This window comes from Stenotrophomonas sp. STEN018, assembly GCF_056760235.1.
The window spans coordinates 1-5361 of sequence record NZ_JBRREK010000106.1 but is presented as its reverse complement, the minus strand read 5'-3'; the positions used below and the strand labels follow the sequence as shown (position 1 = coordinate 5361).

The following is a 5361-nucleotide window of genomic DNA, read 5'->3' as shown; positions in this document are numbered from 1 at the left end:
TTTTTTTAATTTGGGGGGGGGGGGTTTTGCTTTTTTCCGGGTTTTGTCGGGGCCCCCGGGTCGGGGGGGCGGCGGGTGTTGGGGGTTTTTTTGGGGGGGGGGCGGGGGTTTTGGGGCGCGGGGCCCGGACAGCATTGGATCAGGCGTGGTCGACGGTACTGGTTTCGTCGCGCTTCTCGCGCGGCGGCAGCGGCGCATCACCGTGCACCAGGAACCAGACGTTCTCGGCGATGTTGGTGGCGTGGTCGCCGATGCGTTCCAGGTTCTTGGCCATGAACAGCAGGTGCGTGCACGGGGTGATGTTGCGCGGGTCTTCCATCATGTAAGTCAGCAGCTCGCGGAACAGCGCGGTGTACTGGGCGTCCAGACGTGCATCGTCGGCGCGCAGCTTGAGCGCGGCATCGGCATCGTTGTCGCGGTAGGCTTCCATCGCGCGGCGCACCTGCTGTGCGGCCAGTCGGCCCAATGCGCGTACGCCCTGTATCTGCGGCAGCGGCGGTACCGCGGCCAAGGCGATGGAACGCTTGGCAACGTTGGCGGCGTAGTCGCCGATGCGCTCGATGTCGGCGGGGATGCGCAGGCCGGCGAGGATCTCGCGCAGGTCGCGGGCCATCGGTCCACGCAAGGCCAAGCGCATCACGTCGTGGCTGATCTGCTGCTCAAGCTGGTCGATGGCCTCGTCATTGGCGACGATGCGCTGCGCGGCTTTTTCGTCGCGGCGTTCGATCACGTCCAGCGCGGCTTCGAGCTGGGCAACGGACATTTCGCCCATGCGCACGATCTCGGCTACCAGTCGCTGCTGTTCTTCGTCATAGCTCTTGACGATGTGGTCGTTGGGAAGATTCATGGAATGCTCGCTGGAGACTGTTCGGAAGGGACTGCATTCATTCGGGAGCTGCGTTGCCATCCATGGCGTACATCTGGCTTCGGAAGTGCGGCCCGGCCGTCCTTGGCCAAGCGTCCAGCGGGCGGCGAACCGATGCACGGTCCGCGCGCGCCAGCCTCAGCCAAAGCGACCGGTGATGTAATCCTCGGTCTGCTGCTTGGAGGGGTTGGAGAAGATGGTTTCGGTGCGGTCGTGCTCGATCAGGTCGCCCAGGTACATGAAGGCGGTGTAGTCAGAGACGCGCGCGGCCTGCTGCATGTTGTGGGTGACGATGGCGATGGTGTAGTCGTTCTTCAGCTCTTCGACCAGCTGCTCGATACGGCTGGTGGAGATCGGGTCCAGTGCCGAGGTCGGCTCATCCAGTAGCAGCACGTCCGGGCGCAGCGCCACGGCACGGGCGATACACAGACGTTGCTGCTGACCACCGGACAGGCCCAGCGCGCTCTGGTTGAGCTTGTCCTTCACTTCGTCCCACAGCGCGCCCTGACGCAGTGCCTCTTCGACGCGCACGGTCATGTCGGCCTTGGACAGCTTCTCGTGGTGGCGGATGCCGTAGGCGACGTTCTCGAAGATGGTCATCGGGAACGGCACCGGCTTCTGAAACACCATGCCCACCTTGGAGCGCAGGCGGTTCATCGGGTACTTGGGCGAGAGGATGTTCTCACCGTCCAGCAGCACTTCACCGCGCGCTTCCAGCTTGGGATACAGCGCGTAGATGCGGTTGAAGATGCGCAGCAAGGTGGACTTGCCGCAACCGGAAGGGCCGATCAGCGCGGTGACGCGCTTTTCCGGGATCTCCAGGTTGATGCTCTTCAGCGCGTGGAACTTGTCGTAGTAGAAGTCCAGGCCGCGTGCTGCCAGCTTGACCGGCGCCGGCGTATGCAGCGACTGGTTGGCGGCGGGCACGGAGATGCGCTGCATCGGTACGGCGTTGCTGAGGTCGTTCATGGGAAGGTCCATGGCAATCAATCGTTTAAGTTCAGTCGTTCGAGATGCGGTTGCGCAGCAGCAGGCCGCGCGCGGAGAGGCTGACCAGCAGGACGAACACGGTCAGCACCAGGGCACCAGCCCAAGCCAAGACCTGCCAGGATTCGTATGGGCTGCCGGCAAACTGGTTCATCACCACCGGTACCGAGGCCATCGGCTGCATCACATTGCTGTTCCAGTACTGGTTGCCGAAGGCGGTGAACAGCAGCGGTGCGGTTTCGCCAGAGATGCGAGCCAAGGCCAGCAGGATGCCGGTGACGATGCCAGCCATGGCGCTGCGGTACAGCACCTGCATGATGACTTTCCACTGCGGTACGCCCAGTGCCAAGGCGGCTTCGCGCATCTGCACCGGTACCAGCCGCAGCATTTCATCGGTGGTGCGAATGACTACCGGCAGCACGATGAAGGCCAGCGACAAGGCACCTGCGAAAGCCGAGAACTGGCCGCCTGTCTGCATCACATACAGGGTGTAGACGAACAGGCCCAGCACGATGGACGGTGCCGACAGCAGGATGTCATTGACGAAGCGGACCACGGTGCCGGCCTTGCGGGCGTTGCCGTACTCGGCCAGCCAGGTGCCGGCGGCCACGCCCAGCGGCGTGCCGATGCCGATTGCCAGCGCACACATCACCGCGCTGCCGAAGAAGGCGTTGAGCAGGCCGCCTTCCTGCATTGGCGGCGGTGTCATCTTGGTGAAGAGGTTGATGTTGATGCCGGGCAGGCCCTTGGACAGCAGCGTCCACAGGATCCAACCGAGGAAGAATAGGCCGAACAAGGCAGTGGCGCAGCCCATCAGCAGGGCAAGCACGTTGACGACGCGGCGGCGCAGGTACAGCGAATCAGCGGAACTGGAAGCGGACATCAGTTGCCCTCCTTGCGGGACAGGCGCATCAGCATCAGGCGGGCCAGTGCCAGCACCACGAAGGTGACGATGAACAGTACGAAGCCGAGCAGCAGCAGTGCCGAACGATAGGTTTCAGTGGCTTCGCCGAAGTCGTTGGCGATCAGTGCGGCGATGGTGGTGCCCGGCTCCAGCAGCGAGGGGGTCAGGCGCACGCTGTTGCCGATAACGAAGGCCACGGCCATGGTTTCGCCAAGCGCACGGCCCAGACCGAGGAACACGCCGCCGATGACGGCAGAGCGGGTGTAAGGCAGCACGATGTCCCAGCTCACTTCCCATTTGGTCGAACCCAGCGCGTAGGCCGATTCCTTCAAGCGGGTGGGGACGGTGAGGAAGACTTCACGCATCACCGAGGAGATGAAGGGGATGACCATGATCGCCAGCACGAAGCCTGCGGTAAGCATGCCTATGCCCAGCGGCGGGCCGCGGAACAGCGCGCCGATCACCGGCAGCGGGCCAAGGTGGTCGTTGAGGAACGGCGTGACGTATTCGGTCATCACCGGCACCAGCACGAACAGGCCCCACATGCCGTAGATGATCGACGGGATGCCGGCCAGCAGTTCGATGGCGGTGCCGACCGGTCCACGCAACCAGCGCGGTGCCACTTCGGTCAGGAAGAAGGCGATACCGAAGCTCACCGGCACCGCGATCAACATCGCGATCAAGGCGGTGACGATGGTGCCGTAGATCGGTGCCAATGCACCGAACTTGTTCTCGACCGGATTCCAGTCGGAGGAATAGAAGAAGCTCAGGCCCTGTTCCTGCAGTGCATGACGACCGCCCCAGAGCATGGACAGCGCAGCGCTGGCCAGGGCGACCAGCACAAAGATCACCGTGGCGATCAGGAACCAGCGGAACAGTCGGTCGTTGCGGGCATCGCGCAGGTCGCGCGAACTGGGCGAAGAAGCTAAGGACGGTGCAATGGCATTCATGGCAGCGGCAGGGGCCCGGGTGGATGCAGTGAAATATCAATCCCTCGATGGAGGGGGGAAACTGTCATTCCCGCCGAGGCGGGAAGTTTGCTTTTTTCCGTCATCCCCGCCTGCGCGGGGATGACGCGATGACAAAGGCGGGCGCGCCGGTGGTGCGCCCGCCTCCTTGCGTCACTTGAACTCAGCAGCCCAGTAAGCCTCGATCTGGGTGACCAACTCGGCCGGCAGCGGCACGTAGTGCAGCTCGTTGGCCTGGGTCCTGCCGTTTTCGAAGGCCCACTTGAAGAACGCGCGGGTGTCGGCGCTGCGCTTGGCATCCTTCGGCTGCTTGTGCATCAGCATGAAGTTGGTGGCGGTGATCGGCCAGGCATTGGCGCCCGGTGCGTTGGTGATCACCAGGTTGAAGTCCTTGGCGTTGGCCCAGTCGGCGCTGGCAGCAGCGGCGGCAAAGGTTTCGGCGGTCGGCTGTACCCACGTGCCCGCAGCGTTCTGCATCGAGGCGTAGGGCATGTTGTTCTGCAGCGCGTAAGCCAGCTCGACGTAACCGACCGAACCCTTGATCTGCTGCACGTAGGAGGCAACGCCTTCATTGCCCTTGCCACCGACGCCGTCCGGCCACTGCACCGAGGTGCCTTCGCCGACTTTGTCCTTCCACTCGCCGCTGACCTTGGACAGGTAGTTGGAGAAGTTGAAGGTGGTGCCCGAACCATCGGAGCGGTGCACCAGGGTGATCTTGGTGTCCGGCAGGGTCACGCCAGGGTTGGCATCGGCAATCGCCTTGTCGTTCCAGGTCTTGATCTTGCCCAGGAAGATGTCAGCAAGCAGGGCGCCGCTCAGGCGCAGCTGGCCCGGCTGCAGGCCTTCCAGGTTGACCACCGGCACCACGCCACCGATCGCCGACGGGAACTGACCCAGGCCAGCCTGTGCCAGTTCTTCAGTGGAAAGCGGCTTGTCGGAGGAGCCGAAGTCGACCGTACCGGCCTTGATCTGGGCGATACCGCCGCCCGAACCAATCGACTGGTAGTTGATCTTGGCGCCGGTAGCGGCGTTGTAGTCGGCCGACCACTTGGACACCAGCGGGAAGATGAACGATGCGCCGGCGCCGGAGATCTCGACGGCAACCTTGTCACCAGCGGCCGGTGCGGAAGCACCCGCGGCGTCTGGGCCGGAAGCGGCCTGGTTACCCTTGTCACCACAGGCCGACAGGCCCAGGGCGATGGCCAGCGAAAGGGCGGCAAGACCGGTCGTGTGCAGCTTCATGCGTCACTCCATAGCGGGAGAAATGCCGGCAGCGCCGGCGGATGCGGCTATGAAATGATGTTTTTGTTACAGCCTGATTACATCGTGAAAAAAATCTGAAAAAGCTCACAGAATCAATGGCTATCAGGTGGGCAAATGCCACCCTGCAAGGCAGGGATGTCGCTCGGAGGTGGGCTTCCCCGGCAATGCCGGGTAGTGCCGAGCCATGCTCGGCAGGGGCTTCACCGGTAGAGCCCCAGCATAGTGCCGAGCCATGCTCGGCAGGAGCTTTACCGGTAGAGCCTCAGCCGAGCATGGCTTGTATGTTCCTCCCGGCTCCTACGAGGTATGTAGGAGCCAGGGTGGAGGGACCGTCAACATGATATCTGCGGATACCAGCCGACAGACGAGCCGAG

5 protein-coding genes are annotated in these 5361 nt (G+C 63.4%); all 5 read right to left on the bottom strand.

Going from position 1 to position 5361, the window contains the following annotated elements:
- Positions 1–139: 139 nt before the first annotated feature.
- On the bottom strand, positions 140–847 hold the full coding sequence (phoU, locus tag ACVOMB_RS20610; RefSeq protein WP_481532880.1) for a phosphate signaling complex protein PhoU: 708 nt from the start codon (positions 845–847) through the stop codon (positions 140–142).
- Positions 848–1003: 156 nt separating this feature from the next.
- Positions 1004–1834 (bottom strand): phosphate ABC transporter ATP-binding protein PstB, encoded by an 831-nt coding sequence (pstB, locus tag ACVOMB_RS20605; protein WP_481532879.1) that lies wholly within the window; start codon positions 1832–1834, stop codon positions 1004–1006.
- 31 nt (positions 1835–1865) lie between these two features.
- A complete protein-coding gene (gene pstA / locus ACVOMB_RS20600; RefSeq protein ID WP_481532878.1) occupies positions 1866–2735 on the bottom strand; it encodes a phosphate ABC transporter permease PstA in 870 nt (289 codons plus the stop codon).
- Entirely contained in the window at positions 2735–3706 is a 972-nt protein-coding gene (gene pstC, locus ACVOMB_RS20595; RefSeq protein WP_481532877.1) for a phosphate ABC transporter permease subunit PstC, read from the bottom strand. The genes pstA and pstC overlap by 1 nt, the downstream gene beginning before the upstream one ends.
- Before the next feature lie 171 nt (positions 3707–3877).
- The gene (gene pstS / locus ACVOMB_RS20590) at positions 3878–4966 is read right to left on the bottom strand and encodes a phosphate ABC transporter substrate-binding protein PstS (RefSeq protein WP_481532876.1); all 1089 of its coding nucleotides are present in this window, start codon (positions 4964–4966) and stop codon (positions 3878–3880) included.
- Between the last annotated feature and the right edge of the window lie 395 nt (positions 4967–5361).

What these genes read in the sequence shown, in the direction of transcription:
- pstS (WP_481532876.1), bottom strand. Translation starts at nt 4,966, where the DNA reads ATGAAGCTGCACACGACCGGTCTTGCCGCCCTTTCGCTGGCCATCGCC.
- pstB (WP_481532879.1), bottom strand. Translation starts at nt 1,834, where the DNA reads ATGAACGACCTCAGCAACGCCGTACCGATGCAGCGCATCTCCGTGCCC.
- phoU (WP_481532880.1), bottom strand. Translation starts at nt 847, where the DNA reads ATGAATCTTCCCAACGACCACATCGTCAAGAGCTATGACGAAGAACAG.
- pstC (WP_481532877.1), bottom strand. Translation starts at nt 3,706, where the DNA reads ATGAATGCCATTGCACCGTCCTTAGCTTCTTCGCCCAGTTCGCGCGAC.
- pstA (WP_481532878.1), bottom strand. Translation starts at nt 2,735, where the DNA reads ATGTCCGCTTCCAGTTCCGCTGATTCGCTGTACCTGCGCCGCCGCGTC.